Annotated in this window: 23 protein-coding genes and 1 pseudogene; 11 read left to right on the forward strand and 13 right to left on the reverse strand. The window is 60.2% G+C overall.

Annotated elements, in window-relative coordinates:
• Window positions 1–62 precede the first annotated feature (62 nt).
• From ACXMDM_RS04100 to ACXMDM_RS04125, 6 genes are read right to left on the reverse strand one after another with little or no spacing between them, the layout of a single operon-like run.
• Window positions 63–3,305: a glycosyltransferase gene (locus ACXMDM_RS04100; protein WP_083544456.1), complete on the reverse strand. Its 3,243-nt coding sequence runs from the start codon at window positions 3,303–3,305 to the stop codon at window positions 63–65.
• Window positions 3,305–4,483 carry an FkbM family methyltransferase gene (locus ACXMDM_RS04105; RefSeq protein WP_071800713.1) on the reverse strand — a complete coding sequence of 393 codons (1,179 nt, stop codon included), beginning with the start codon at window positions 4,481–4,483 and terminating at the stop codon, window positions 3,305–3,307. The genes ACXMDM_RS04100 and ACXMDM_RS04105 overlap by 1 nt, the downstream gene beginning before the upstream one ends.
• Window positions 4,483–5,364 (reverse strand): class I SAM-dependent methyltransferase, encoded by an 882-nt coding sequence (locus tag ACXMDM_RS04110; RefSeq protein ID WP_259723278.1) that lies wholly within the window; start codon window positions 5,362–5,364, stop codon window positions 4,483–4,485. Before ACXMDM_RS04110 ends, ACXMDM_RS04105 begins: the two co-directional genes overlap by 1 nt.
• The gene (locus tag ACXMDM_RS04115; RefSeq protein ID WP_083544457.1) at window positions 5,357–6,247 is read right to left on the reverse strand and encodes a methyltransferase domain-containing protein; all 891 of its coding nucleotides are present in this window, start codon (window positions 6,245–6,247) and stop codon (window positions 5,357–5,359) included. Before ACXMDM_RS04115 ends, ACXMDM_RS04110 begins: the two co-directional genes overlap by 8 nt.
• 41 nt (window positions 6,248–6,288) lie before the next feature.
• Window positions 6,289–7,530 (reverse strand): ABC transporter ATP-binding protein, encoded by a 1,242-nt coding sequence (locus tag ACXMDM_RS04120; RefSeq protein WP_071800715.1) that lies wholly within the window; start codon window positions 7,528–7,530, stop codon window positions 6,289–6,291.
• Window positions 7,530–8,315, reverse strand: coding sequence for an ABC transporter permease (locus tag ACXMDM_RS04125; RefSeq protein ID WP_205526818.1), 786 nt, complete (start codon window positions 8,313–8,315; stop codon window positions 7,530–7,532). The genes ACXMDM_RS04120 and ACXMDM_RS04125 overlap by 1 nt, the downstream gene beginning before the upstream one ends.
• Window positions 8,316–8,773: 458 nt before the next feature.
• On the opposite strand from ACXMDM_RS04125, the gene ACXMDM_RS04130 reads away from it, so the two are divergent.
• Together ACXMDM_RS04130 and ACXMDM_RS04135 are read left to right on the forward strand one after the other, a co-directional pair.
• Entirely contained in the window at window positions 8,774–8,959 is a 186-nt protein-coding gene (locus ACXMDM_RS04130) for a DUF6444 domain-containing protein (protein ID WP_083544458.1), read from the forward strand.
• A gap of 99 nt (window positions 8,960–9,058) precedes the next feature.
• Window positions 9,059–9,610, forward strand: a complete 552-nt coding sequence (locus tag ACXMDM_RS04135; RefSeq protein WP_259723277.1) for an IS66 family transposase zinc-finger binding domain-containing protein — start codon at window positions 9,059–9,061, stop codon at window positions 9,608–9,610.
• Here ACXMDM_RS04135 and ACXMDM_RS04140 read toward each other — a convergent pair.
• Window positions 9,588–10,654, reverse strand: a pseudogene (locus tag ACXMDM_RS04140) (ISAs1 family transposase). The gene ACXMDM_RS04135 and the pseudogene ACXMDM_RS04140 overlap by 23 nt on opposite strands.
• Before the next feature lie 130 nt (window positions 10,655–10,784).
• Between ACXMDM_RS04140 and ACXMDM_RS04145 the strand changes: the two are divergent.
• Complete coding sequence (locus ACXMDM_RS04145; RefSeq protein WP_499570144.1) at window positions 10,785–11,498, forward strand: IS66 family transposase; 714 nt, start codon at window positions 10,785–10,787, stop codon at window positions 11,496–11,498.
• 133 nt (window positions 11,499–11,631) lie between these two features.
• Here ACXMDM_RS04145 and ribH read toward each other — a convergent pair whose 3' ends face one another.
• A complete protein-coding gene (gene ribH, locus ACXMDM_RS04150) occupies window positions 11,632–12,111 on the reverse strand; it encodes a 6,7-dimethyl-8-ribityllumazine synthase (protein ID WP_071800717.1) in 480 nt (159 codons plus the stop codon).
• A gap of 6 nt (window positions 12,112–12,117) precedes the next feature.
• The gene (gene psbZ, locus ACXMDM_RS04155) at window positions 12,118–12,306 is read right to left on the reverse strand and encodes a photosystem II reaction center protein PsbZ (protein ID WP_071800718.1); all 189 of its coding nucleotides are present in this window, start codon (window positions 12,304–12,306) and stop codon (window positions 12,118–12,120) included.
• Between the two features lie 141 nt (window positions 12,307–12,447).
• Here psbZ and ACXMDM_RS04160 point away from each other — a divergent pair, with 141 nt between their 5' ends.
• From ACXMDM_RS04160 to mutS, 3 genes are all read left to right on the forward strand, one after another.
• Window positions 12,448–12,651 (forward strand): AbrB/MazE/SpoVT family DNA-binding domain-containing protein, encoded by a 204-nt coding sequence (locus ACXMDM_RS04160; protein WP_071800719.1) that lies wholly within the window; start codon window positions 12,448–12,450, stop codon window positions 12,649–12,651.
• A gap of 11 nt (window positions 12,652–12,662) precedes the next feature.
• On the forward strand, window positions 12,663–13,037 hold the full coding sequence (locus ACXMDM_RS04165; RefSeq protein WP_071802076.1) for a type II toxin-antitoxin system VapC family toxin: 375 nt from the start codon (window positions 12,663–12,665) through the stop codon (window positions 13,035–13,037).
• A gap of 68 nt (window positions 13,038–13,105) precedes the next feature.
• Window positions 13,106–15,928, forward strand: coding sequence for a DNA mismatch repair protein MutS (mutS, locus tag ACXMDM_RS04170; protein WP_083544635.1), 2,823 nt, complete (start codon window positions 13,106–13,108; stop codon window positions 15,926–15,928).
• Here mutS and ACXMDM_RS04175 read toward each other — a convergent pair.
• Window positions 15,879–16,508 carry a precorrin-8X methylmutase gene (locus tag ACXMDM_RS04175; protein ID WP_071800720.1) on the reverse strand — a complete coding sequence of 210 codons (630 nt, stop codon included), beginning with the start codon at window positions 16,506–16,508 and terminating at the stop codon, window positions 15,879–15,881. The genes mutS and ACXMDM_RS04175 overlap by 50 nt on opposite strands.
• 11 nt (window positions 16,509–16,519) lie before the next feature.
• Here ACXMDM_RS04175 and holA point away from each other — a divergent pair, with 11 nt between their 5' ends.
• From holA to ACXMDM_RS04190, 3 genes are read left to right on the forward strand one after another with little or no spacing between them, the layout of a single operon-like run.
• Window positions 16,520–17,488, forward strand: coding sequence for a DNA polymerase III subunit delta (holA, locus tag ACXMDM_RS04180; protein ID WP_071800721.1), 969 nt, complete (start codon window positions 16,520–16,522; stop codon window positions 17,486–17,488).
• A 35-nt stretch (window positions 17,489–17,523) separates the two neighbouring features.
• On the forward strand, window positions 17,524–19,326 hold the full coding sequence (locus ACXMDM_RS04185) for an aspartate kinase (RefSeq protein WP_071800722.1): 1,803 nt from the start codon (window positions 17,524–17,526) through the stop codon (window positions 19,324–19,326).
• Entirely contained in the window at window positions 19,327–20,661 is a 1,335-nt protein-coding gene (locus tag ACXMDM_RS04190; protein WP_071800723.1) for a sugar transferase, read from the forward strand.
• A gap of 33 nt (window positions 20,662–20,694) precedes the next feature.
• Here the strand turns inward: ACXMDM_RS04190 and uvrB are convergent, their stop codons facing one another.
• From uvrB to ACXMDM_RS04205, 3 genes are all read right to left on the reverse strand, one after another.
• Window positions 20,695–22,701, reverse strand: coding sequence for an excinuclease ABC subunit UvrB (gene uvrB, locus ACXMDM_RS04195; protein ID WP_071800724.1), 2,007 nt, complete (start codon window positions 22,699–22,701; stop codon window positions 20,695–20,697).
• Window positions 22,702–22,756: 55 nt separating this feature from the next.
• Window positions 22,757–23,182 (reverse strand): phage holin family protein, encoded by a 426-nt coding sequence (locus ACXMDM_RS04200; protein ID WP_071800725.1) that lies wholly within the window; start codon window positions 23,180–23,182, stop codon window positions 22,757–22,759.
• A gap of 88 nt (window positions 23,183–23,270) precedes the next feature.
• Window positions 23,271–24,047: a DUF561 domain-containing protein gene (locus tag ACXMDM_RS04205; RefSeq protein ID WP_071802078.1), complete on the reverse strand. Its 777-nt coding sequence runs from the start codon at window positions 24,045–24,047 to the stop codon at window positions 23,271–23,273.
• A 117-nt stretch (window positions 24,048–24,164) separates the two neighbouring features.
• Between ACXMDM_RS04205 and tilS the strand changes: the two genes are divergently transcribed.
• Both tilS and ACXMDM_RS04215 read left to right on the forward strand, forming a co-directional pair.
• Entirely contained in the window at window positions 24,165–25,100 is a 936-nt protein-coding gene (gene tilS, locus ACXMDM_RS04210; protein ID WP_499570150.1) for a tRNA lysidine(34) synthetase TilS, read from the forward strand.
• Complete coding sequence (locus tag ACXMDM_RS04215; RefSeq protein ID WP_259723377.1) at window positions 25,097–25,564, forward strand: hypothetical protein; 468 nt, start codon at window positions 25,097–25,099, stop codon at window positions 25,562–25,564. Before tilS ends, ACXMDM_RS04215 begins: the two co-directional genes overlap by 4 nt.
• The last annotated feature ends 2 nt before the right edge of the window (window positions 25,565–25,566 follow it).

A 25,566-nucleotide genomic window follows, 5' to 3' on the forward strand; every position in this document is an offset into this window, starting at 1 on the left:
AATATCTAGGGACTCCTAAAAAAGGAGCGTCTACCTACCTACCATGTAACCTTCCAGAAAGGTTAGCTAGAAAATGGGACAGGCTTTGTTGATGTCCGAAAGGGAAAAGACTCCTCGCATTGAAGGAGCATAGTAAGAAGCCGCTTTGAGCAGGAAGACAAGTCCAACTCCACGGCTACAGAGGTGTCGTCAGATGCAAGATCAATATATTCGATCATAAGCGTATGAGACTGGATACTTTTTCTGCCCTTAATCCAGTCAAGCAGCCCATCCGCTACTTTTCTAGAAATGCATATCGCGCCATAGTCTTTAACAACTACCTCAAGCCAATTCGCGAAGCTATCGGCCAAAGGAGGAGGGCAGTGATAATAATGCTCAACCAAGAGCAGATCATGGATAAAAAACTTCACCTTCAAGCCCCGGCAGCGAAGATACTGATAATAATCCGCATAATTAGACTGAAATTCAGGGCGTAGATCCATAGCAAAGAAAATATCGCCTGATGCGAAGTCTATAGGATCATCATTCAACCCCTCATTCTGCACATCAAGGAAAGTAGTAGTGAATTTACGAGCATATCTGTATGACTGATCCAATGTGGCGTAAACAGGTTCAATGCGCCAGCCGACAGGAGGATTTAACAACCACTCTCTCAATATGTACCTAACGTCTTGCGCAATCCCGGTAACTACTTGGTTGTTGATCAGGCCTGAGACATCTACGAGTAACTGCATTTGCGCCTGCGGTGGCGGGAATGTCAAGGCAATCGCTTGAGCAATCGACAATAAATCATCATCAGATGGCTCTTCGGAAGAAAGTGCCGCAATAGAGGGAATCAAGGTTTTAGGCATGAATCGTCTAGTAGAATAAAAATGCTCAACTGCATTCATATAGCGCTCAGCACATCGTAAAGGATCATGCGTTGTACGTATTTCGTTCAAGGCATTAGTACCAAGTTGTTGGCGCTTTTCGCAATCACGCCAAAGAGCCTCCAAAGCTTCAATAAGATCTTGGTCTGTAAAATCATCTGGCAACATCAAAACATTATCGTTGGCCAAGTCGGCCATGCTGCCATTGGCATTAACGATCGTGGGGTGGCCATAGTTCATGCAGTCAAGAACGGCTGCCGAAGTTTCACCACGCGTGAGTGATCGCAACTGAATCGTCAAGTCTGCAGCAGCCAGATATAGACGATAAACCTCCTGCTCTAACCAGCCAGTGATGCAGACTCTTGAACCGCCGGGGTGGCGAGTGATGGATGAGAGAAGTTGTGATCCGTAGTCACCAGGTAAGCATTCACCGACAAACATTAAGCGACAACTACTTGCCTCCGCCAGATCAGAACTTTGCCATGCTTGCAACAAGCGGTGGTTGAGCTTTGTGGGTGCAATGATCCCGAAGGAGCAAACCACAAAATCAGTAGGAGACAATCCGAGCGCAATACGCGCTTCAGGCTTATCAAATTGCAATACGGGCGCACGCAGAAGTGGAATCACCGTCAAACTATGCTCGTCAAGCCCATACCACTTCTCGGCGAGTTTGAGCGCATGATCTGAGTGAACAACTGTGCCCAAGCCATCTTCAATCACCTCCCTACTACAAGGATACTTCAATACTACTTCTGTAGCATCCTTGCATTGGGCTTTGTCAACAAGGCCAAGGTATCCGTGAGAACGATAAATGCTTCGATTAAAGTAGCCAAAAGCATATCCATGCATATCTATATGATGAAGTATGCCAGAAAGAAAAAAGTCATGTAACACAACAACACCTGGAACCACTTTCAGCAATCCGAACATGTGTTCATGAAATGTGGAGTTACCAAAGTGGTAAAGAACACGGTCAAAACGGTCAGCGTTGGCGACAAACCATTCAAGAGTGCGGATTGGGCAGTTGGCCATTATCCAAGGATCCGTAACATTCGCTTGAGCAACTACAACTTCAATCTCGTAATATTTCGACAATGCAGGCAGCAATGCGGCGCTGTAGTCGGAAATTCCCGAGCGCTCCGGCGGAAGTGGAGAAAGATAAGCAAGGAGAGGCCGAGTAAGATCGCTAATATTAAGCTTTTGTTCTGCATCGCGCTCGGCATATTTACGTTCCATTGCAGATATTGAACGCCGTGCGCTTTCGTTCCACGAAAATCTTGCCGCCTGTTGAGTGCCATGCGAGATAAGATGCTCGCGGAATGCAGCATCGGCAAGAGCACGTTCCATTGCGTTAGCTATGGCAAAATCGGAATATGGATCAAACACGGCTTCTGATAGATCAACAACTTCCGGCAGGCTTGATGTATTCGCTGCAATCACCGGTGCCCCGCAGCGCATGGCCTCCAGTGCAGGCAAACCAAAACCTTCATGCAATGATGGAAAAACAAATAATGCACACAAGTTGTAGAGAGATATCAGATCTTGTTCAGGGACGAAGCCGGTCAGGATAAGTTCATCTGCTCCGAGCCCTTGTTCCATCGCCAGTTTCACCAGAAGGCGTCGGCTCTCCGGTTGCACTGAACACACTATGGCCAATTGATGGTTTGTTCTCAGTTGAGTTTCCAGCCGAGCAAATGCGCGAATAAGGCCTTCTATGTTTTTGCGATGATCAATACCGCCGGTATACATCACAAATTTGCGAGTAAGGCCATACTTTATCCGTAAACTTTTCTGAGCATCAGGAGATATCGTAATTTTCTTGAAGCAACTGTCCGCGTCTGATGAAATATTTATGCAGCGCTCAGACGGCAGGTCTAGATGATGACAGCCTTCTTGTCGGGAAGACTCAGAGATCGCTAACCATAAATCAGCTCGACGCAGATATTGGGCCTTCTCAAAGTACCAGCCCTTGACTAGCGGATTATTCAGATACGATTTTGAATGTATGAGCGGGATAAGGTCGTATAGGATAACCACATATATAATGTCTGTCGAAAAGTGCTTGATGCTGGTCACAGCATCGTCAACCAACCCTTCGAAGAGGCTACTGACAAGAACTATATCTGGTTTAAGGCTTACGAGAAAAGCCTCTCGGATCAGCTCACTGGCTTGACACCGCCAATAGTTGGCAGCATCCTTTCTAGCCGTAGACCTAGGAGAATTCCAGATACGAATACATTCCGGTTGTAATAAACTTACGAAATGAGCGCGCACACGAGCAATAGAGTCTGGGAATGCGCCATTCAATACAAGAATAACTTCATGAGATCCGCGGTTGCTAACGATCGCAGAGGCAAGTGACATTGTATAGCGTCCAATCCCACGATTCCATGAGCCTGTAGATTGAGCGCCTTGCATATCGATAACGATCCGCATCAGCGTTGCCCTTCCTGATGAACTTTAATCGCGCCCTTTAGATCAGCATAGATCTGTCTAGCTCGAGGGCTTAACTGGTTAAGATCCTCAGGCGCTTTAGGTAAAAAATGCTGGAATCCAACAGGGTGAACTTGCCAAGCGAAATACAACTCTCCCAATTTGTTAGCAGCGCCAAGCCTTGAGGCCGAAGTGATGACGGCGCGTTTTAGACGTGGGTGATTATTGACAACCCGGATCGCCCGGAACAGCATACGTTTAGAAACCTCCTTCACCTTTACCTGAACACGAAGTCTCCTCATTCTGTGAATGAAGTCCATCGACCAACGCAGTGGCTTGGTTAGGTGCCAAGAGGTGCTTGCAAGAACAGCAGCAAGTTGAGCATGGTATTGATCTGCAGTGGCTAGAACTCGCAGGGCTTTGCTCTCAGCTTGCTGGGCTTTGTTCTCGGCTTGCTGGACTTTGTTCTCGACAAACCTGCAGAAAGGGTGCGAGGCACTCCCACTCAAGACAAAACCATCAAATACATTTGGCGGAGAACTAAATGAACTCACAAGTTCAAAATGTCTATGGGAAACATAGAAACGATTCAACCCATCGAAATATACAAACTTATAGCCCTTGCGTAGGAGTAGTTGCTCCCACTCGTTATAGCTTTTGTCTTGCGTCAAAGGGCGAGTACTCTCTATCACTAACACCCAAGGGAGCATCAACTCGCTCTGCCAACTCTCCAAAACAGGCCCCTCCGACTCTTCGACATCAATCTTCATCCAATGAATATCCTGAACACCAATACGGTCAAACAACATGTCAAGTGATATCACTGGGACCAATGTTTCATGATACCGAAAGCCTTCTTCTTGGTGCCTCAGAGCGAGATCAGTGACGGCGGTAGAAAGACCGGTGTCTGCAAACTCATAGAATTTTAAGGTGCCCGATTGGTTGCCAATAGCCACCTGCATTACAATTTCATCTGGGCGAGCCAGCTTTAAAAGCTCTGAGTATTGCTGCGTCGGCTCGACATTTACACCCCGCCAGCCATGCTCATAAAATGCAAGGCTTACAGAATCAACAAGCGGGTCTTGCGCACCGATATCAACATAAAATCCCTTCTCGACATGCTTAAGCGCACGCCAAAGCATAACGTCCTCAAAGTTCTGAGCATATGAAGTAATACCCATTAGATTTCTTTTCGAATGATGATCAGCATAGAGGTACTGACATACTCGCCAATCATCAGCTTTACATGCTGACGACCATGGGTATAGTAAGGAGGGTAATCAAACGCAATATCATGTTGTTCCGATCCTGCATCAAAATCCAGTGCCTCGATAGCACAGCCAAGCTTTCGTAAGCGATAATCAAAAGCTTCAATATCTCCCTTGCGATAAATCACGCTTTCACCCACTTCAATGGTATCCTGGTTTGAAGATACGTTAAACTCTGTAGTGTGGACTGCTATCCCACCGGGCTTAAGGCAGTCCAAAGAATTTATCAGAAATTGCAAGCCAGCTTCCAAGCTGCCTAAGTGTTCGAAAGAGCAGGAGCTCCAACTGAAATCATACATCTCACTTGGAATACGACTCAGATCGCGCATGTCGATGTTTTGATAACTTACTCTGGCATCAAAGTCGCAAAAACTGAGAATGCCGGGCCAATGAATACTAGCGAGTGAGTCTCCAAGCTGGCCTGTTTCCTCCCAGCTGGAATCATCAGTTTCGCCATGAAAATCTGACGCGATCAATTGAACACCGCGTTCAGCAAAGAGTGAGGCCAATGGCTCCATTCCTACCGCAAAACCAATGCCTTTATGATCCGGAACCAGCAGGCCGCGTTCTTCCAGCACTTGTGCAATAGCACACCATTCCCAGAGTTTTCGGTGCATCGTCTTCTCGTTATTCATACCGTCCCATACAACGCCCCAAATGGCTTTCCTCTCGAGCTCTAGTAGCGGGGCTCCTTTGGCAATACGTTGCCTCCAGATCTGGTACCAAGAGGATGCGAAATGTTCTTGCCGGCATAACATAGAACGAATAACAGGTAAACTAAATTGCTTAGGCATGACACTCGCCCTGTCGCGACGACTTCATGACACGACAGATAAAGTCTCCATCGACAATATCCTCCACAAGCTGTAGATTAGCCAGTTGCATCAAGAGATCTTTTGATTTTCCGGTGAAGAAGTGCAAGTGAAACCTCGTGTACTCATAGAGGTATTCAAAACATGGTGTTGCGTGTGCCATGCTCCCCCCTTCATGTAGCAAGCGTTCCATTCGTTGCAACTCCTGAACAGGATGCCTAAAGTGCTCCAAGACATTGTTCGAAAAGATTCCGTCAAAGCGCATAAGTTGTAATTGCTCTGAAGAGCAAACACACCAATCTTGAGCTAAGCTGTGAGTGGCAGAGATATGAGGCTCATAGGCATAGACAATCCATCCTTGAGCTCGTAATTCCTGAACAGTGCGGGACCAACCACCTGCCCCATAATTCAGATAAACACCGCGTTTGTCTGGATTGAGTGCAAAAAACGCCCGTAGCTCACGCTCAGTCGAGTCTCCTTCTTGATAGACTTGATAATGCCATTCATAGTCCTCGGCGAGTCCAGCCTCAGTTAAAGCAAACATCTTGTCTGGCCCATAGATTACTTCGCATGCAGGGCAAATATGTCTCAGTAAATCACCACCACCAAAGATACAGTGAGACCTTAGTTTGCTAAATTGGTTGTCTGACGCCTTAAATCCGCATAACGGACAGCCTCTTGTTGACGTCTCCTCTAAGTTCTTCCTGAAAACGAAATCAACAATACTCCACTTGGCAGCTATCTGACTGCGTAGGAGCGTGCTCTGGATTTCCTTCAACAACGCATCAACACCGGCTAAGCCTAGCGAATTGGATGTCTCGCCAACAGGCAAGTTTCTGATAGCACTACGTGGCGCAATTACCATGCCAGTAGGGCCTAATATGTTATTAATTACTTGTAGAAGACTCACGGGTGCTCCACTTGCTGTGAATGAACAACAAATCGTGCATCTAGCCAAGTACACCCTGCAAAAAGGGGTTTTCCAACATTAATGACACTAAAGTGCAATGCTTGCTCACGCCATTCATGGTTGTCAACAAAGTGTGTGCCTGAACTGGTAAGCGCCGTGTGAATAGAGTAAGTACCAGGTCCAAGAAGCATTAAAAAGCTGATTTCGAAGTAAACGATGCCATCGGGTGATATGCTTTCAACAGCTTGACCTTGTAAATCAGTATTGGTTCCGTAGATCATTAGCCCGAGTCTGTCTTTGATACCAAAGCCTAGAACTAAGCGCTCATTGTATTGCCGAACCTGCACTGCAATGCGAAGTAAGACCGGCTGTCCGACGCGAACTACGTCAACTCGCAAGCCCTCACTGTCGAACAATGCAATATCCGTAACTTCAGCCTTGCCGGTCCCCGAAATGATTTGTATCTTGTTATCTTTCCCAGCCTGCTGGGAAATTTTGGCGGCTGACTCAACGCTGAGCAGCAAGGCATTATAGTAATCCATGACTTCTTCCGGCTCCCCTTCCCTGACCAATCTACCAGAATTGAGTAGTATAGCTCGGTCACAAATAGCCTGAATAGCTCCTTTATCGTGACTGACAAGTAACAAGGTCGTGCCCCGCTCACGGAACTCACGAATGCGGGCAAAACTCTTATGTTGGAAATAGGCATCTCCCACTGACAGCGCTTCGTCGACGATCAACACATCAGGGCGATGGGCTGTGGCGACACTGAAGGCCAAGCGCATTTGCATACCGCTGGAGTAAACGCGCACCGGCTGGTCGATGTAGTCTCCGATTTCGGCAAAGGCCTCAATTTCCGGCATCAGATGGGCGATCTCATCGACCCCGTAGCCAAGGAGCTGGCCCGCCATGAAGGCATTCTGACGGCCGGTGAAATCGGGATGGAAGCCCATGCCGAGCTCAAGCATCGCCGCAACACGACCGGTAATGTGCACTCCGCCAGTGGTGGGCTGGGTGGTACCAGTGATCATCTTGAGCAGGGTGCTTTTCCCCGCGCCGTTGATGCCGATGATCCCCACCGCCTCGCCGGGATTCACTGTGAAGTCAATGTCTTGCAACACCCAGTGCAGGTGGTGGCGACGCTGATGGAATGGACTGATCCACTCGGCCAGCCGAGCCCAGCGGCTGGGATACTTCTTGTAGGCCTTGCCTAGATGGGAAACTGTGATCGTGCCCATTACAGTTCATCCACCATTTCACCCGAGTGTCTGCGGAACAGGCGTAAGCCGACAGCACACAGTGCAAACGCGCATATCGTCATATAGGTCAGGCTGCTCCAAGCCGGCCATGTTCCCCTCACCAACACACCCTGAACCGCGCCAATGAAGGCGGCCAATGGATTGAACGCCATCAATGACTGCGTCCACGGCGGCAAGATGGTGGGAGAATAAACGATCGGCGTCAGCCAGAACCAGAACGTGACAATGATACCGAAGGCCTGGCCGACATCCCGGAAAAAGACGTTGAGCACCCCCAGCACCATGCCCAAGCCTGTCGAAAAAGCGACCAGCAGAACCAGCAGCGGAAACAATGCCAAGTAGGCCGAACCAGGAAAACTGCCGCTGATTAACAGAAAAACGGTGAACAACGAAAAAATAATGGTAAAATTTAGCAAAGCATTAGCAACCACCACGGCTGGTAAGCAGATGCGCGGAAATCTCAGCTTCTTCAGAAGATTCGCATGTTCGATGAACATCGTTTGCGACCGGCTCGTGATCTCGGCAAACAAGCCCCAGGAGAGAACGCCGGCGCAAAGGAAGATGCTATAGCCAAATGTATTGTCAACTCCTGGGAGCCTGGTACGCATGATTTGAGCAAAAATCACAGTATAAACAAGGATCGTGGCCAAAGGATTGACCACGTTCCACGCAAAGCCAAAGATCGAATTCTTGTATTTGCTCTCAAACTCTCGCTTCACACTGCTGGAGATGAATCCGCGGTAGGCCCAGAGTTCCCGGATCAATCGCATCAGTCAAAAACCTCCGATAGCACATGGGTAGATGATGGTCGCAAGACGTCTCATTGTTACGAAGGAACGAATGCAGTGCTTGAGTGCAAACTAATTTAAGCAAAAGGGCGAGCGGTACTAACATTCTCCATAGGAAGCAGTATCGACAATCTAGGTCATTGGATTGTCTTGATCCACACACCCTTAATCATACAATAACTCCCTTGGCCCCGGGCGTCACAAAGAAGCATCCTTGTGAATCGAAAGGCCTTGATGCTCGGTCTGATCGGAACGAGCCAGAATAGATTCAACTCAATTACAATTAGCAGTAAGTAGGGCTGTAGCCATTCAGTGGTCGTGACAGCGAACATCGCTACGGCTGACCCTGACGGCGGCCTGATTGCCGGTTGTGTCTCATGTAGAGACTGCCTGAGACGAGAGCCCCTCCTGCCGGGATTTCAGAAGCGGACTGGTTGGCATGGCCGGCCAGTGCCCGTTTTCTGATCCTGCATCAACAGCAGGAGATTCAAGTGCTGCGCCAAGAGAACGAACAGCTCCGAGCTGAACTCACCGCCCTGGCGACGGAACTGGCCAGCCTGCGCGACCGGATCGGGCGAACGTCTCGCAACTCTTCCAAACCACCCTCCAGCGACGGGTAGGGTTTTAAGCCGTCTGAACGCCGTAAAGGCAGTGGCCGCAAGCGGGCTGGCCAGCCGGGCCATCCCGGATCCGGGCCGGAGCTGCTGCCGATCGAGCGGGTGGATGAAGTGCTGGAGTACCACCCCCAGGCCTGCCGCCGTTGCGGGCAGCTGCTGGACGGTGTGGGTCCAGATCCGCTGCGCCATCAAGTGATCGAGATCCCGCCGATCACACCGCTTGTGATCGAGCACCGGCTGCACCGGCTGGTCTGCCCCTACTGCTCGACCAGCACCTGTGCCACCCTGCCGGCGCATGTTGGGGGCAGCCGTTATAGGCCAAGGCTGAGTGCTCTGGTGGGCCTGTTTGGCAGTGCTTTCCCGTTGAGTTTCAGCAAGACCCAGGCGCTGCTCCATCAGCTGCTGGGGGTGGTGATCAGCCGCGCAGGGATTGCTGGGATCCGCCAGCGGCTGAGCCCAACCCTGGCCCCACCGGTGGCAGAAGCGCTGGCAGCTGCTCGGCAGCAGCCGGTGGCCTACGTCGATGAAACCGGCGCCCCCACAGGCAATGCCGACGGCCGCAATCCCGATGGCCGCAGAGGTTGGCAGTGGGTCATGGTCACCCCGGTGGCAGGGCTGATTGAAAGTCTGATCAAGTCGCCCATCCTGGCCTGATCCCAGCCATTGTGAGCAGCTTGGCGATGTCGTGGGCCACCTCAGCCAGCCCAGCTCTCACCGAGTAGTGGCCGTGCAGCCCGAGCAGGTTGAGGGCCAGGGTCCTCAGCGTGGCCAGCACGGCAGCGCCGGGGCCGCCATAACGGTGTTCATCTTCATGGAGCTGGGTATCGCGGATCCAGTGCCAGCTTTCAATGCACCAGCGGTCCCTCACCAGTTGCAGCAGGGCTTTTGGCGTGGTGCGCAGGCTGGTGAGAAAAAGGTGCCGCTGGAGGGAGGGCTTGCCATGACGCTTGCCACTGACGACAAGTTCAACAATCCAGCTACTGCCGGGCCAGGCCTCGTTGATGAAGTCAGGAGCCTGTTTGGCCCTGAGTATCCAGGTGGTGTCGCGTCCATGGCTGCGTTCAGAAACCATTGCTGTGAGAGGGATCTTGCGGGAGTAGAGGAACTGCTCGCCGATCTGGCGATGCAGGGTCCTTTGGTTTGCTTTCACTGTGAGGAGGAAGTCGGCCCCCTGCTCCGTGAGCTGCCGAAAAACGGTTTCTGGGTATGAAGCGCGTCGGCCTGGATCAAGACGCCGTCGAGATCCATCGTGGCCAACAGCTCCCGCAGTACGGCACGCTCGTGAGATTCACGGGTGTCGTAGGTGGCCTGGGCAATGGCCACACCCAGGGTCTTGGAGTAGAGCGTCACCTGAGAAATGAACGCACCGCCGCCACCGTCGGTCTGGACAATCGAGCCGCGGAGTGTCTTGCCGTCGCACACGAGCTGATCAAGACCCATCGCACCACCTGGGATCTGGGCGAGCATCCACCCCTGCAGCTGCCGGCAGATCTCGGCCACATCAACCTGCAGGAACAGATAGCGGAAGGTGGAATCAGTGGGTGGCCGCCTGAGCTCAAGACCCAACGCCTGGTTCAGCGCAGCGTGATGGCGGAGGGCAAAGCGCTCCAGATCCCGCAGGCTCTGGCAGCCACTCAAGATCCCGAGGACCGCCACCAGGAGCAGAAACCACTGGGGGAAGCGCACCCCACGACGCATCCGTCCCTCTGGGATCGCCTGCAGAAAGCTGATCAGGTCGGCAGAGGCATTAGCAGGAGAGGGTTCTGGCAAAGAAGGGATCCATTCCCGCCGACCAAACCCAATGCTCGCAGCAACGCCAAGCTCGCTTGTGACAGACTTTCAATCAGCCCTGACCCCGGTGGCAACGGTGTTCCTGCAGGGCCTGAGCCGCTCGGCTGCAGCGGCCACGGAGCTGTTGGGGGACTCTTTTGGCGGAATCGTGGTGAGTGATCGGTTCTCTGCCTACAACCATCTGCCACTGGGGCAACGCCAGCTGTGCTGGGCGCACCTAATCCGTGATCTCACCGCTATCGCCGAACGCACAGGCGCCAGCGGTGAGATCGGAGCGGAGCTGCTAAGCCTGCAGCAGCAGCTGTTTGGGCAGTGGCACCGCTGGAAGGACGCCGCGATCGACTGGCCGCAACTCCAAAAGAACTGCCGGCCAATCCGACAGGCATTTGAGGCCACGCTGCAGCAGGTGGTGGAGCTGGGATACCAACGCGGCGAGCGAACGCCATGGGCCCAGACCGTTCGCACCTGCCAGCAACTGCTGCAACGCAGCGATGCCCTCTGGACCTTCCTGGAGCACCCTGGCGTGGAACCCACCAACAACGCCGCCGAAAGGGCCCTACGCCAGTCGGTGATTCAGCGCAAAATCAGTCACGGTGTCCAGTCGACCAGCGGCGCCATCTGCCGCAGCCGATTGCTCACGGTGACCACCACTCTGCGCCAGCAAGGCCGTGATGTCTGGCAGTTTCTGGAGCAGGCCTGGATTGCCCACCACCGCGGCGGACTAATGCCATCACTCCTGCCCAATACCTGAGCCGCTCAGCTCACAGCCTCAAGTCCTTGGTTGCTCAGCGCTGCGGGATCAGGACGATTGGCGCCATCGGCTTCCCGACCCCTGAATCGGTACTTGAAGTCTTACTAAAAGCCAAGTGAGGCACTGGCGCCTGTTAGCCCGGCAACACCCCCATCAAACTCCCCATCTCCAGCGCCTGCAGCGCGTAGCTCCAGCCCATGTTGCTCTTGATGCCGGCCCGCTCCAGTGCCTGCTGCATGGTGTCGGTGGTCAGAACGCCGAAGATCACCGGCACGCCCGTGTCGCGGGCCACGCTCGCCACTCCCTTGCTCACCTCGGCGCAGACGTAGTCGAAGTGGGGGGTGTCGCCTCGGATCACGGCCCCCAGGGTGATCAGCACCTGATAGCGGCCAGTGGCAGCGAGGCGCTGGGCGACCAGGGGAATCTCAAAGCTGCCGGGTACCCAGGCCAGGTCGAGCTGGCTGCTGCTGGGAGTCACATCGATCCCGTGCCGCGAGAGGGCATCCAGGCAGGCGCTCAAAAGCTTGCCTGTGACCAGGTCGTTGAAACGACCAACAACCACGGCAATCTGAAGGTCACTGACCTCGGTGAACCGTCCTTCAAAAACCGCCAATGGAACTCAGACCACGAAGTAGCTCATGCCCCAGTTGAGCAGAACGAGGACCAGCCAGGTTGCTCCTCCGAGCAGGATCAGGCGGTTGGAGCGGCCGCTGTCGTCGGTGCTGGCGTAGAGCACGGGCACGGCCACCACCAGGGCGAACGACATCACCACCAGGGCCAGAACGGTGAGGGTGTTGAGAATCTGCATGGAATCTGCGGGGCCTGGGCGGGCAGAAATGGATTGTCCCACGGCGTCTCTGGCTGCCTGGAAGGCGCCCTTGGATCCTTCACAACTTGTCGGGAGGTGACCCTCGTCTTACGATTGCCTCATCGATAACTTTGTTGTGGAATGGCGACGACGACAGTCTCTTCCAAGTTCCAGGTGGTGTTGCCCAAGGCGGTGCGTCAGCTCTACGACCTGAAACCAGGCCAGGTGCTTCAGCTGATCTGTCTGCCCGATCGCATTGAGCTCCTGCCCCTGCAGGCTGCCTCGGCCCTGCGCGGCTTCCTCAAGGGGGCGAACAGCTTTGAGCGGGAGCCCGATCGGCTGTGAGTGAAAGGCTCGTGGTGGATTCCTCAGGCTGGATCGAGTTCTTCACGGATGGCCCCAACGCTGACCCCTTCGCCGAAGCCATCGAGCAGCCGGAGCGCTTGGTGGTGCCCACCATCAGCCTGTTTGAGGTGTTCAAGTGGATCCTGCGTGAGCATGGCGAAGGCCCAGCCCTGCAGGCCATCGCTTTGATGCAGGGCGCTGAGGTGGTGGGCTTGAGCCCCGAAATCGCCCTCCATGGGGCCCAACTGAGCCTGGAGCTCAAGTTGCCCATGGCCGACAGCCTGATGCTTGCCACCGCACAGGCCTTTGGCGCCCTCTTGATCACCCAAGACTCGGATTTTCAGGGGCTTGCCGGGGTGCGCTGGCTGCCCAAGGTCGCGGGCTGAGCCTCCTACGATCGGGGACGTGCTGCAGGGGAAGCGTGGCGGGGGAAGCCCAGGAACAGCTTTCGCTGATGGCCGCCCCGACGCTGCAGGGATGTCTGTTCGGCCCTGCCGATGCCTCCACGGATCGATCACCCCAAGCTCCTGCCGGGGCCGATCCAGGAGAAGCTGATCCAGATGAAACCGGGCTCGACGACACAGCCCTGATCTCCCAGGCTGCCGCCAGGCCCCGTCAGCGCCAGGTCAGGCCCGAGGCGAGCCCAACGGAAACCAGCGCCGCCGATGGATCCGAACTGCCCCGTTGGCACCACCACAGCCTGTTGGATCCGGCGGCCCTGCCGCCGATGCTGCGCCACTACGTATCGCTCAAGGCGGCCCACCCCGATCGGGTGCTGCTCTACCGCCTGGGGGATTTCTTTGAGTTCTTTTTCGAGGACGCCCTGCTGCTCTCGCGCCTGCTGGAGCTGACCCTCACCGGCAAGGAGGCGGGCAAGGGGATCGGCCGCGTGCCGATGGCCGGCATCCCTCACCACGCCGCCGAGCGCTATTGCACCGAGCTGGTGCGCCATGGCCTGAGCATCGCCCTCTGCGACCAACTCGAAGCGGTGGCCGCCAAGGGCAGCCTGCTCAAGCGGGACATCACCCGGGTGATCACCCCCGGCACCGTGCTGGAGGAGGGCATGCTGGCCGCCCGTCGCAACAACTGGCTGGCGGCGGCGGTGGTCGAGCAGGGCCACTGGGGCCTGGCGATCGCCGATGTCAGCACCGGCGAATTCAGGGTCAGCGAGCGGGTGGGCAGCGACAGCCTCTACCAGGAGCTGCTGCAGCTGGAGGCCGCTGAGCTGCTCTGGCCGGCCGTAGAAGCGGCCTCTCCCAGCTGGTGCCCTGACGCTCTCCACCTCACCCGCCTGCCGCTCACGCCGTTTTCAGCGCCGGAGGCCCGCCGCACCCTGCTGGAGCGCTTTGAGCTGGCCAGTCTCGATGGCCTGGGCCTGGGCGAAGCGCCACTGGCGCTGCGGGCGGCCGGCGGTTTGCTTCGCTACCTCGATGACACCCAGCCAGGCCAGGGTGGCGAGCCGGGCGAAAGAGCGGATCGGGCTGATGGCCGCCGCGCCGTGGTGGTGCCGCTTGATCCCCCCACGCTCACGTTTGCTGGCGATCAGCTGGTGCTCGATGCCCAGACCCGCCGCAACCTGGAGCTCACCCGCACCCAGCGGGACGGCCAGCTGCAGGGCTCCCTGCTCTGGTCGTTGGATCGCACCATGACCGCCATGGGCGGGCGGGCCCTGCGCCGCTGGATCGAGCAGCCGCTGCGGGCTTTGGAGCCGATCCGTGCCCGCCAGGAGGCCGTCTCTGCCCTGGTGGCCCAGCGTCCCCTGCGTCAGGCCCTGCGCCGCCTGCTGCGGCCGATGGGGGATCTGGAGCGGCTGGCAGGCCGTGCCGGGGCGGGCAGCGCCTCAGCCCGGGATCTGGTGGCCCTGGCCGATGGCCTGGAGCGGCTGCCCCAGCTGGGCTCGCTGCTGGAAGCGGCGGACAGCCCCCCGCTGCGGGCGCTCCACCAAGCGGCCCCCGAGCTGGCTGAACTGGCCGCCAGCCTGCGCCATAGCCTCCAGGATCCGGCGCCGCTAAGCCTCTCGGAGGGTGGCCTGATCCATGACGGCGTCGACCAGACGCTCGATGGCCTGCGCAACCGCCTCGACGATCACCAGGCCTGGCTGGCTGAGCAGGAGGCCCAGGAGCGCCTGGCCAGCGGCATCCCCTCCCTGCGCCTGCAGTTCCACCGCACCTTCGGCACGTTCCTTTCGGTGAGCCGGGCCAAGGCCGCCACCGTTCCCGGCCACTGGATCCGGCGCCAGACGCTGGCCAACGAGGAGCGCTTCATCACGCCCGAGCTCAAGGCCCGCGAAGCGAAGATCCTGCAGCTGCGCGCCCGCGCCGCCGGCCGTGAATACGAGCTGTTCACCCAGTTGCGGGCGCTGGTGGGCGAGCAGGCCGCCCCGATCCGGGCCTGTGCCCGCCGGGTCGCGGCCCTCGATGCGCTCGCCTCACTGGCCGAGGTGGCGGCCCTCGGCGGCTACTGCTGCCCCGAGCTCAGTGATGACCGCGGCCTGTTCATTGAGGCCGGTCGCCACCCGGTGGTGGAGCAGCTGCTGGTGGCCGAGCCCTTCGCCGCCAACGACATCCATCTCGGTACGCCCGGCCAGCCCGACCTGATGGTGCTCACGGGGCCGAACGCCAGTGGCAAGAGCTGCTATCTGCGCCAGACGGGCCTGCTGCAGCTGATGGCCCAGATCGGCAGCTGGATTCCGGCCCGCTCCGCCCGGCTGGGTCTCTGCGACCGGATCTTCACCCGGGTGGGTGCCGTCGATGATCTGGCCGCCGGCCAGTCCACCTTCATGGTGGAAATGGCTGAAACGGCCAACATCCTGCACCACGCCTCCGACCGCTCCCTGGTGCTGCTCGATGAGATCGGCCGCGGCACCGCCACCTTCGATGGCCTCTCGATCGCCTGGGCGGTGGCCGAACACCTGGCTGAGGGCTTGCGGGCCCGGGCGGTGTTCGCCACCCACTACCACGAACTCAATGAGCTGGCCTCCCTGCTCCCCAACGTGGCCAATTTCCAGGTGATTGTGGAGGAAACCGGCGACAGGCTGGTGTTCCTGCACCAGGTGCGCCCCGGCGGGGCCAGCCGCAGTTATGGCATCGAAGCCGCCCGCCTGGCCGGGGTGCCGGCGCCGGTGGTGCGCCGTGCCCGCCAGGTGCTCGGCCGGATCGAGGCCAACAGCCATGTGGCCGTGGGCCTGCAGAGCGCGGCTGAACCCTCAATGGCCGAGGTTGAGCCCCTTAAGCCGAACGATCCAGATCCAGCCAGGCTCGCCGCAGCAGGGCATTGACGGCCGCAGCAGCGAGGCCGGCGCCGCCCCTGCTGCCCTCCAGCCGGATCTGGCTCAGGCCGCTCTCGGCCAGGTGACGCTTGCTGCGCTCCACCCCCACGAACCCCACCGGCATGCCGATCACCAGGGGCGGAACTGCCTCCCCCCTGGCGGCAGGCCCGGCGATCAGCTGCAGCAAGCGCTCCAGGGCGGTGGGGGCGCTGCCGATCAGCACCACCGCCCGTGGATGTGCAGCCAGCGCCGCCGCCATGCCCTCGGCGCTGCGGGTGCCCCCCTCCGGCGCCAGGGCGGGGGCCCAGTCGAGGATGGAGTGCACGGGGTTGGCGAAGGTGCGCCCGGCCATCGGCCTCACGGCCGCCGCTGCCATGGCGGTGTCGGTGAGGATCACGGCCCCGGCCGCCAGGGCGTCCATGCCCGCCTCACACGCACCGGGGCTGAAGCGCAGCGCTGGGCCAAGGGTCAGGTCGCCGCTGCTGTGCACCAGCCGCTCCAGCACGTCCTGGTGCACCCCATCGAGGCCGGTCGGCCCCAGGCATTGGCGGATGTGCCGCACGCTTTCGGTGAAGATCGGGTGATCCACGGCCTGCCCTGATGCCGATCCATCTCTACTGGGGAGACGACGAGGCCGGCCGGCAGCGGGCCGTCGACGCCCTGATCACGGCGGTGGTGGAATCCAGCTGGCAGAGCATCAACCTGACCAGGCTCGATGGCAACGATGGGGCCCAGGCGGCGCAGGCCCTCAGTGAGGCGCGCACGCCGCCCCTCGGTGGCGGTCACCGGGTGGTGGTGCTGCAGCGCAGTCCCTTCTGCAGCGCCTGCCCTGCCGATCTGGCTGGCCCCCTGGAGGAAAGCCTGGGGCTGATCCCCGAGCACACCCATCTGGTGCTGGTCAGCCCGGGCAAACCGGATGCCCGGCTGCGCACCACCAAGAGCCTGCGGGCCGTGGCCGAGGAGCAGAGTTTTGCCCTGCCGGCGGTCTGGGATGGCAGTGGCCAGCTGGACCTGGTGCGGCGCACGGCCCAGGGCCTCGGCCATGCCCTCACCCCCGAGGCGTTGGAGGCCCTGGCTGAGGCGATCGGCAGTGACAGTGCCCGCCTCGCCAGCGAGCTGGAGAAGCTGGCGCTCTATTGCTGCCAGCGGCCGATTGATGGCGCCGCCGTGGCGGCTCTGGTGGGCAGCCAGGCCACAACCAGCCTGCAACTGGGCGATGCCCTGCTGCGCGGCGATCTCGGCGAAGCGATCGCCCTGCTCGATCACCTGGTGACGGCCGGGGAGCCCCCCCTGCGGATCGTTGCGGCGCTCACCAGCCAGATCCGCGGCTGGCTCTGGGTGAGCCTGCTGGAGGCCCAGGGGGAGCAGGACGTGGCTGTGATCGCCCGGGCCGCCGGCATCGGCAACCCGAAGCGGATCTACGTGATGCGCAAACAGATCCGCGGCCGGCCCGCCCAGCTTTTTCTGGCCCTGCTGGGCCAGTTGCTGGAGATTGAGGCGTCGCTGAAGCTGGGAGCCAAACCTGGCGACGCCTTCCGCGATGGGCTGTTGGCGGCAGCCCCCCGATAATCAGCTCCTCACGACAGCGTTGCGCGCAGACCGGGATGGCCCTGCTGGTTCAGAAGTTCGGGGGGACCTCCCTCGGCAGCATCGAGCGAATCCAGGCCGTGGCCGGGCGCATTGCCGCCAGCCGCGAGCAGGGTTACGACCTGCTGATTGTCGTCTCGGCGATGGGCCACACCACCGATGAGCTCACCGGCCTGGCGCACGCCATCCATGCCGATCCACCCCAGCGGGAGCTCGACATGCTGCTGGCCACCGGCGAGCAGGTCTCGATTGCCCTACTGGCGATGGCCCTCCACGCCCTGGGGGTGCCGGCGGTCTCGATGACCGGCACCCAGGTCGGGATTGTCACCGAGTCGGCCCACGGCCGCGCCCGCATCCTTGAAGTCCGCACCGATCGGCTCAGGAAACTGCTCGACGATGGCTGCGTCGTGGTGGTAGCCGGCTTCCAGGGCACCAGCTGCGGCAGTGCAGGCACCCCGGAGATCACCACCCTGGGCCGGGGGGGATCGGACACCTCGGCCGTGGCCCTGGCGGCGGCGATGGGGGCGGAGGCCTGCGAGATCTACACCGATGTGGCCGGGGTGCTCAGCACCGATCCCCGCCAGGTGGCCGGGGCCCAGCTGATGGAGACGGTCAGCTGCAACGAGATGCTGGAGTTGGCCAGCCTCGGGGCGGCCGTTCTCCATCCCCGCGCCGTGGAGATCGCTCGCAACTACGGCGTGCCGCTGGTGGTGCGCTCCAGCTGGAGTGAGGCCGCCGGCACCCGCCTGACCAGCGGCTCGCCGCGACCGATCGGCAGTGGGGGTCTGGAACTGGGCAAGCCGGTGGATGGGGCTGAACTCGAGGATCACCAGGCCGTGGTCGCCCTCACCTACGTGCCCGATCGCCCCGGCGTGGCGGCCCTGCTGTTCGAAGCCCTCTCAAACGCCGGTCTGAACGTCGATTTGATCGTCCAGGCCACCCACTCAGGCGCCACCAATGACATCGCCTTCACCGTCAGTGAAGACCAGCTGGAGGCGGCCACAGCCGTTTGCCGCAGCTTGCTGGCAGAGCTGGGGGCCGATCAGACGGCCCTGACCAGCCAGGCTGGGCTGGCCAAGCTGAGCATCTCCGGGGCAGGAATCATGGGACGGCCTGGTGTCGCCGCCCGCCTGTTCGACACCCTGGCCCGCTACGGGATCAACCTGCGCCTGATCGCCACCAGCGAAGTGAAGGTGAGTTGTGTGCTGGAGGGCAGCCAGGCCTTCAAGGCCCTGCGGGCCACCGCCGAGGTGTTTGAGCTGCAGGATCAGCAGCTCCGCCAGAACCCGGTCCCCTGCAACCTCGGTGATCCCGCCGTGCGCGGTGTCGCCCTCGACCGCCACCAGGCCCAGGTGGTCGTGCGCCAGGTGCCCGATCGCCCCGGCAGTGCCGCCGCCGTCTGCCGCGCCCTGGCCGATGCCGGCATCAGCCTTGACACGATCGTGCAGTCGGAGCGCACCCACAGTTGTGAGACCGGCCCGGCCCTGCGCCGCGACATGAGCTTCACCCTGCGCCGCGACGACCTCGGCAGAGCCAGCCTGGCGCTGCAGCCGCTGCTGATGCAGTGGCCTGCCGCCAGCTTTGAGGAGGGGATCGCCATTGCCAGGGTGAGTGCGGTCGGTGCCGGCATGCCCTGCACTCCTGGCACCGCCGCGCGCATGTTCCGCGCCCTGGCTGAAGCGGGGGTGAACATCGAGATGATCGCCACCAGCGAGATCCGCACCAGCTGTGTGGTGGGCGAGGCCGATGGGGTTCGCGCCCTGCAGGCCGTGCACGCCTGCTTCGGTTTGGATGCGGCCTGCGTTGAGGCGGCCTGTTAGATGCACTGGCTGCGCCACCGCCGCTTGCTCGCCCTGGCCGCGAGTCTCGACGCCCTCGGGGTCAGCCTGTTGGCCGTTTGGATCGATCGGGCCCGCAGCGGCCAGATCGAACAACAACTTGGCCTGCTGCTGCTGATCGTGGCGATCTATTGGACCCTGGGCTGGTTGCTCGGCTCTTACACCCTGCTCAAGCAGGCCCGGCTGCGCTGGAGTCAGCTTGTGATCAGGGTGGGGATAGCCTGCCTCGGCACGGTGCTGGCGGCGGCAGTGCTGGGCTGGTTGCTCCAGGCCCCGCCTGCGATCACCCTGTTGCATCGGGGCAGCCTGATCCCCTTGTTCGCCTTAGCCGGCCTCTGGAGCGCCGGGGTGAGGCTGTGGATTCGGCGGCTGTCGCAGACCAACGGCGATGGGTCCTGGCTTGTGCTGGCCCTGGCGGAGGAGAAGGCCCCGGTTGGCTGCGAATGGCGGCGCCTCGGCCCCCAGCCACTGCCATTGATCGAAAGCCTGCCGGCCTCCCTGTCGATGCCAGAGGCCCTGGCAGGCCAGGGCCGGGTTCCGGCCGGAGTGGCCTTCAGCCCGGGGGTGCTCGCCCAGGCGAATCTCCAGGCCGATGTGGAGGCATTGGTGGGGCGCGGATGGTCGGTCACCACACTGGCCCAGCTGGCTGAGCGGGAGCTGCAACGCATCCCTCCCCAGTGGGTGGGTTCCCAGTGGCTGCTGTTCGCTGCTCGGATCGAAGCCAGCCGCTTCGGCTTTGAGCACCAGCTCAAGCGCTACGCCGATGTGTTGATCAGCCTGCTGTTGCTGCTGTTCAGCGCACCGTTGTTGGTTGTGGCGGCCCTGCTGATCAAGCTCGGGGATGGGGGCCCGATCCTTTATCGCCAGTGCCGCAGCGGCTTCCTCGGACAGCCCTTCATGGTGATCAAACTGCGCACGATGATCTCGGATGCGGAAGTTGCCCAGGCCGTCTGGTCGCAGCCCAACGATCAGCGCATCACAGCGGTGGGCAGCTGGCTGCGACGCACCCGCCTCGATGAACTGCCCCAACTTCTCAACGTGTTGCGCGGCGAGATGAGCCTGATCGGGCCGCGGCCGGAGCGCCCGGAACTGGAGGAGGAACTGGAGCGTCGCATCCCCCATTACCGGCTGCGGCACTGGGCCCTGCCTGGGCTGAGCGGCTGGGCTCAGGTGAACATGCCTTACACATCCTCAGTGGAAGATGCCGCCCTGAAACTCAGCTATGACCTCTTCTATCTGCGCAACAGCAACATCTGGCTGGATCTGTTGATCCTGTTCAAAACAATCAAGATCGTACTTAAAGCTGCGGGCCGTTAGGCATTGCTTGCACTGCTCTTCTGAGTGATCACTTCAGTGACGGCCCACCAGCTTCTGGCGCAGTTTCTTGATGCGGTCACGCAGGTTGCCGGCCTCTTCAAATTCAAGATTCTTGGCCGCCACTTTCATCTTGTCTTCGAGCTCGAGGATCACTTCCGGTAAGGCGTCGAGGGGCACATCCCTGTACAAGGCCCAATCGTCAACCACCTCCGGGATGTCATCGTTGAGCCGGCGGCTGAACTCAAGAGAGGAGAGGATCGAGTTGCCGGCCCGCTTGCCGGCCGGAGAGGGGGTGATTCCGTGCGTTTCGTTATATGTTTGCTGGATGACCCGGCGCCGTTCCGTTTCGGAGATGGCTTTGGCCATCGAGTCCGTGAGGTTGTCGGCGTAGAGCAGGGCTCTGCCATCCACATGGCGGGCGGCCCGGCCGATCGTCTGAATCAAGGAGCGCTCGGCCCGCAGGAATCCTTCCTTGTCCGCATCGAGAATGGCCACCAGAGAAACCTCCGGCAGGTCGAGGCCTTCGCGTAGCAGGTTGACACCAATAAGGGCATCAAAGAGGCCATTGCGGAGATCCTGAATGATTTCAATCCGCTCGATCGAGTGGATCTCCGAGTGCAAATAGCGGACTCGCACCCCATTCTCGGCCAGGTAATCGGTGAGATCCTCGGCCATCCGCTTGGTGAGGGTGGTGATCAAGCAGCGTTCCTGGCGCTCGGCCCGAACCCGGATCTCCCCGAGCAGGTCGTCGACCTGGCCCGCACTGGGGCGCACCTCCACAACCGGATCGAGCACGCCCGTCGGACGGATCACCTGCTGGGCCACCTGGCCAACACTCTGCTCCAGCTCCCAGGTGCCTGGGGTGGCCGAGACGAAGATCGTCTGGTGGGCTTTTTCCCAGAATTCCTCGGCCTTGAGCGGCCGGTTGTCGGCGGCGCTGGGCAGCCGGAAGCCGTGGTCGATCAGCACCTTCTTGCGGGCCTGGTCGCCGTTGTACATGGCGTGCAACTGGGAACAGGTGACGTGGCTTTCGTCCACCACCAGCAGCCAGTCATCGGGGAAGTAGTCGATCAGGCATTCCGGCGGAGTTCCCGCTTGGCGGCCGGCCAGGTGGCGGGCATAGTTCTCAACCCCGTTGCAGTAGCCCACCTCCTTGAGCATCTCCAGGTCGTAGGCGGTGCGCTGCTCCAGCCGCTGGGCTTCAAGCAGCTGGCCCTGGCTGTTGAGGACGTCGAGTCGTTGCTTCAGTTCTTCCCGGATAGCGGCGATGGCGCCTTCCAGTCGGTCTTTGGGTGTAACGAAGTGTTTGGCCGGATAGATGTTCACCGTCTCCAGGCTCTGGAGAATCTCACCGGTGGTGGGATCCACATAACGGATCGCCTCCACCTCATCACCGAACAGTTCGATTCGCACCAATCGGTCTTCATAGGCGGGGCCGATCTCGAGCACATCGCCCTTGATACGGAAGCGACCTCGGCTCACGTCGATATCATTGCGCGAATACTGGTTATTCACCAACTCCCGCAGGGAGCCGCGCAGATCGAGGCTCTCGCCCACCTGAAACTTGACGGCGGCCTTGAGGTATTCCGAGGGGATGCCGAGCCCGTAGATGCAGCTGATCGAGGCCACCACAATCACGTCCCGCCGCTCGAACAGGGAGCGGGTGGCCGAGTGACGCAGCATGTCGATCTCTTCGTTGATCGAGGCCGTCTTGGCGATGTAGGTGTCCGAGACCGGCACATAGGCCTCGGGCTGGTAATAGTCGTAGTAGGAGATGAAATATTCGACGGCGTTGTTCGGGAAGAATTCCCGCAGCTCGTTACAGAGCTGGGCCGCCAGTGTTTTGTTATGGGCGAGAACCAGAGCTGGCCGCCCCGTGCGCTCGATCACATTGGCGATCGAAAAGGTCTTGCCGGTGCCGGTGGCACCCAACAAGGTCTGGAAGCGCTCCCCACCATCCACTCCCTTGGTGAGAGCGGCGATGGCGGAGGGTTGGTCGCCTTTCGGTACGTAGGGCGCCTGAAGATCGAATCGGGCCATGCCCGTGGGAAATCAGGCGGAGCCTGGAGAATGGGGCAATCAGTCTACGGAGGGTTCAGGCCACACCGCCGCTCACCAGGGTCATGGCCCGGGTCAGGCCCACATCCAAACCGAGCAGTCGCAGGATCAGAGCGCTCAGAACGCTGTACACCAGGGCACCGAGAATGGCGCTGACCAGCCCGTTCTTGAGCTGGAAGCCCTTGATCAGCCAGGCCGCCAGGGCGAACAACACGATGGTGATTAGCCAGTTGAACAACAGCGACACCGGGCTGATCAGGCCACCGAGCGACGTGACAGCCCAGATCGGCCCGAGCAGGAGCCGCAGCGGAAAGATCAGCAACGTGCCCAGCAGGCCGATCACGACCGCCGAGAGCAACGCCGTGCCGAAGTTCGCCATGACCACGCCGAGGGGCAGGGCCGCGACGATCAACAGCACCACGGCCCGGATCGGCCATTGCAGCAGCCAGATGAAAGCACCCATGGATCAGGGAAAGCAACGCTGTAACCGTAGGCAGCGAAGGGCCATGGCGCCAGAACCAGGCGGTCCACTGCCATGGACTGTTACTGGATCAAGAAGCGATCCCAACCGCCAGCGGTGCGCCCAGGGCTTCGCGCAGGCTGCGCACCGCGGCTATCATGGCCGGCTCATCATCGAGGCGGCTCACCGCTGAGCCGACGCCCACACCGCTGGCCCCTGCGGCGATCGCCAGCGGCAGGGTCACCGCTGAGAGGCCCGAGGCGCAGAGCACCGGCAGCGGCGCCTCCAGTGATTGCAGGGCCCGGCTGATCGCATGGGCTGCGGCCAGGGTCGGAGCCGCCTTCTCGATCAGCCCCAGGGTGCCGGCGCTGAACGGACGGGCTGCGGTTCCCCCCTCGGTCTGGATCAGGTCGGCACCAGCCGCCGCCAGATCGATCGCCAGCTGCTCCTGTTGATCCAGGGGAAGGATGTGGGGAACGGTGACCGAAAGCACCACGCTTGGAAGCAGCCGACGGGTCCGGCGGGTCAAGGAGAGCACCTCGTCGGCGCCGAAGCGGCGGCCCAGGGGGTAAAAAGCATCGAAGTTGCCGATCTCCACGATCGTCGCTCCGGCGGCCACAGCCGCCGGAAACAGGTCAGGATCCACCGCTGATGCGCAGATCGGCAGCCCGGAAACCTTGGCTGCCAGCTGAACCAAAGCGGGGTCGCAGGCCACATCGATCAGATCGGCGCCCCCACCGCCGGCGGCCCGGCTGATGCGCTCCACCGCCAGCGGATCGCGATTGGTGAGCCCCGTGATCACCTTCAACAGACGCCGTGACACCAGCGCCGCATGGAGTTCGGCGGGCAGGCTGGAGAGACGCGACATCGGCAGGGTCAGCAAGTGGCAGCCATTCTCCCACCTGAAAGCACACCAGCCCAGACCAGTCCCCGGCATCCAGGGCCGGGCTGGGGGCCCCTGCACCGGCGGCTGCATCGGCAGTTATTGGCAGACCCATTCCTCCTGCCCAGGGGAGAGCGGTTGCTGGTGGCTGTCTCCGGCGGCCAGGATTCGATGGCGCTGATCCGGCTGCTGCTTGATCTGCGCCGTCTGCACCACTGGGAGTTACGGCTCTGGCACGGGAACCATGGCTGGCGGCCGGAAGCCGCCGCCCAAGCGGAGGCCCTGGCTGACTGGGCTGGGTCGTTGGGCTTGCAGGTCCAGCAGGATCAGGCGCAGCCGCCACCGAGCAGCGAAGCCGCCGCCAGGGACTGGCGCTACGCCCAGCTTGAACATTGGGCAGCCGAGCTGGATTGTGGCCATGTGGTCACCGGTCACACCGCCAGCGACCGGGCCGAAACCGTGCTGCTGAATCTGGCCCGGGGCGCCGATCGGCGTGGGCTCAGCAGCTTGCGCCGCCGTCGCCGTTTAGGGGAGAGCCGCTGGCTGGTCCGCCCGCTGCTGAGCCTGAGCCGCGAGGAGACGGCAGACTTTTGTGCCGCCTGGGAGTTGCCGGTCTGGATCGATTCGAGCAACGCCAGCCCCCGCTTCAGCCGCAACCGCATCCGCCACGACGTGATGCCCGTGCTGGAGGCCCTCCATCGCGGCGCCAGCCGCAGGATCAGTGCCCTGGCCGAACGCCTTGAGCAGTACCCGGGCGAGGAACTACTGGGCCTGGCCCTGGTGCCGCTGCTGGATCCAGCCGAGCCGAGACGGTTGTGCCGCCAACCCCTGCAACGGCGTAGCCCGGCCTGCCAGGAGTTGCTGCTGCGCCATTGGCTGGAGCAGGAAACTGGTAGGAGTCCGGCGTCGCGAACGCTGCTGGAGCTCTGCCGCAGCTTGCGCAGCTCTTGCGAGCCTGGCAGCCTCGATCTGGGCGGGGGCTGGCGGCTGACGTGGCGGACCCACCACCTTCTGCTTCTGGAGCCAACAGTCAAATGACGTCAGGCCGCTTCGATTCCGACTCGTTCGACCAGGCCTACAGGGCGGTGGAGCTTGCCTACAGCGAGGGCCGCTTCCAGGACGCCTTTCGCCAGGCCGATGCCCTGCTCCAGCAACAAGGTCCTGGAGAATCTGACCCCAGGACGCAACGCCTTCAACTGATCCTCGGCCATATCCACCTCCATGGCCTGCAGCAGCCGGAGCTGGCCATTCCCCACTACCAGACCGTTCTGGAGAGCGGAAACAGCGTTACTTACAGGGAGCTGGCCGAGCAGGGGCTGGCTCTGTGCCAGGAAGCGTTAGTCGAAAAAGCCGTTGAGAAAACCAACGAGCCGTCGACCGTGGCACCGGGCCCCGCAGCCGACCTGAGAATCGAAGCGGACAGCGTCGAAGAATTCAGGCCGGTAGCTACGGCAGAGGAGAGCGAACTGGCCAAGGGCCTGTTGCGCGTGGTGCTGGGCTGAGG

The organism is Synechococcus sp. CS-603 (assembly GCF_977929215.1).

What these genes read in the sequence shown, in the direction of transcription:
- ACXMDM_RS04105 (WP_071800713.1), bottom strand. Translation starts at nt 4,483, where the DNA reads ATGGGTATTACTTCATATGCTCAGAACTTTGAGGACGTTATGCTTTGG.
- ACXMDM_RS04100 (WP_083544456.1), bottom strand. Translation starts at nt 3,305, where the DNA reads ATGCGGATCGTTATCGATATGCAAGGCGCTCAATCTACAGGCTCATGG.
- uvrB (WP_071800724.1), bottom strand. Translation starts at nt 22,701, where the DNA reads ATGGCCCGATTCGATCTTCAGGCGCCCTACGTACCGAAAGGCGACCAA.
- ACXMDM_RS04190 (WP_071800723.1), top strand. Translation starts at nt 19,327, where the DNA reads ATGCACTGGCTGCGCCACCGCCGCTTGCTCGCCCTGGCCGCGAGTCTC.
- ACXMDM_RS04120 (WP_071800715.1), bottom strand. Translation starts at nt 7,530, where the DNA reads ATGGGCACGATCACAGTTTCCCATCTAGGCAAGGCCTACAAGAAGTAT.
- ACXMDM_RS04160 (WP_071800719.1), top strand. Translation starts at nt 12,448, where the DNA reads ATGGCGACGACGACAGTCTCTTCCAAGTTCCAGGTGGTGTTGCCCAAG.
- holA (WP_071800721.1), top strand. Translation starts at nt 16,520, where the DNA reads ATGCCGATCCATCTCTACTGGGGAGACGACGAGGCCGGCCGGCAGCGG.
- psbZ (WP_071800718.1), bottom strand. Translation starts at nt 12,306, where the DNA reads ATGCAGATTCTCAACACCCTCACCGTTCTGGCCCTGGTGGTGATGTCG.
- mutS (WP_083544635.1), top strand. Translation starts at nt 13,106, where the DNA reads ATGGCCGCCCCGACGCTGCAGGGATGTCTGTTCGGCCCTGCCGATGCC.
- ACXMDM_RS04115 (WP_083544457.1), bottom strand. Translation starts at nt 6,247, where the DNA reads ATGGTAATTGCGCCACGTAGTGCTATCAGAAACTTGCCTGTTGGCGAG.
- ACXMDM_RS04205 (WP_071802078.1), bottom strand. Translation starts at nt 24,047, where the DNA reads ATGTCGCGTCTCTCCAGCCTGCCCGCCGAACTCCATGCGGCGCTGGTG.
- ACXMDM_RS04215 (WP_259723377.1), top strand. Translation starts at nt 25,097, where the DNA reads ATGACGTCAGGCCGCTTCGATTCCGACTCGTTCGACCAGGCCTACAGG.
- ACXMDM_RS04200 (WP_071800725.1), bottom strand. Translation starts at nt 23,182, where the DNA reads ATGGGTGCTTTCATCTGGCTGCTGCAATGGCCGATCCGGGCCGTGGTG.
- ACXMDM_RS04110 (WP_259723278.1), bottom strand. Translation starts at nt 5,364, where the DNA reads ATGCCTAAGCAATTTAGTTTACCTGTTATTCGTTCTATGTTATGCCGG.
- ACXMDM_RS04185 (WP_071800722.1), top strand. Translation starts at nt 17,524, where the DNA reads ATGGCCCTGCTGGTTCAGAAGTTCGGGGGGACCTCCCTCGGCAGCATC.